Annotated in this window: 3 protein-coding genes; all 3 read left to right on the plus strand. The window is 38.9% G+C overall.

Features of this window, described 5'->3' with window-relative positions; all coding sequences use genetic code 11:
• Positions 1–465 (plus strand): hypothetical protein (locus ACKTTC_RS10600; RefSeq protein WP_408039799.1); only part of this gene is annotated, 465 nt, incomplete at its 5' end.
• A 5-nt stretch (positions 466–470) separates the two neighbouring features.
• Positions 471–890, plus strand: a complete 420-nt coding sequence (locus ACKTTC_RS10605; RefSeq protein ID WP_408039800.1) for a hypothetical protein — start codon at positions 471–473, stop codon at positions 888–890.
• 52 nt (positions 891–942) lie between these two features.
• Positions 943–1269: hypothetical protein (locus ACKTTC_RS10610; protein WP_408039801.1), on the plus strand; the 327-nt coding region annotated here is incomplete at its 3' end.

Below are 1269 nucleotides of genomic sequence, written 5' to 3' on the forward strand. Positions count from 1 at the left end.
AGCAGTACAAGTATAAAAGCTATGAATTTAACAACCACACATTTTTTACTTGCAGCAGAAGAGGAAAAAAAACTACTGCAAGAAAGCAGCGCAACAATACCCGCGTCTTTGTCAGGGGATGGGAGTTTTTGGGATGGGGCTAATTTGATGGGGATTTTAAACACTATCGGGGGAACATGGGCGCAGATTGAACAGGCACGAAACGGGCAGCCCGTATATGTAAAGAATGCACAAGGAAGTACAGAAGATATTGCGCCAACCTTGCGTAATAATTTTGAAGCGCAAGCAAATCAACTACAGATGTCTGTAGAGAATTTAGCACAAACCATGCGGCTACAAATTCAACAACAAATACAGCAGAACCAAAACCCACCACCTAAAAAGGATAACACCCTGTTATATGTAGGAATTGGTGCGGGTGTATTAGGATTTTTAGGAATCATTTACGTAATCACAAAAAAATAACAGTTATGAAATTAAACAAGATTATTGAAACAGGGGAAACTTTAGCGAGTATGACCGCAGGGGCTATGCTATCCCGTTTAGCCGTGGAGCAGCTAACATTTATTAAAAACACCAAATTTAAAAGAGGGGCTTTAATTGCCGCGGGGATTTTAGGAGCTGCCGCCTTAGACCGAAAAACTACAGGACGCAAGATAGGGCAAGAAATCGCAATCGCAACGGCAGTAACGCAAACAGGGCATTTATTAAAAGAACTTTTAGACGAGCGTTTGAAAGATTCTAAAATGCACGCCGCCCTAGGTAGTCCGATGTATAACTATGATACGGAATTACTAGACAGTAGTAGTTTTTTATCAAGCTATACCCCGAACTATGATTTTATTTCGGAAGATATACCGCACGAATCGGTAGCAGAATTTGCAGCATAAGAGAAAAGAAAAATTATAAAAAAGAAAAACAAAAATTAATAAAAAAAGCGATATGAATTTTTTAAGAAACGAGGAAAAGTACCTACGAGTAACAGAATATTTAAAAGAAAAAAATGCAATGCGTAAACCCAACGAAAAGTGGAACATTGCAGCAATGAAGCCGATGCCTTCCTTTTTATATGCCAATAAAAAAATAGATGTAGGGGGAACAGTTCCTTTATTAACAGGATCATCGGTAGACAAAACAGGAGTAACAAATTTTGACGGCAATTCACTTGTAAAAGGACGCGTATTTGTAGCGGACGGTATTACCTTAAAATGGGCGACAGCAGCACCGAATACCGATGTACAAAATGTAGCTTTTAGTGCTAAAGATCAC

The sequence above is a fragment of the Tenacibaculum amylolyticum genome, from assembly GCF_964511145.1.
In the GTDB taxonomy this organism is placed as follows: domain Bacteria; phylum Bacteroidota; class Bacteroidia; order Flavobacteriales; family Flavobacteriaceae; genus Polaribacter; species Polaribacter amylolyticum.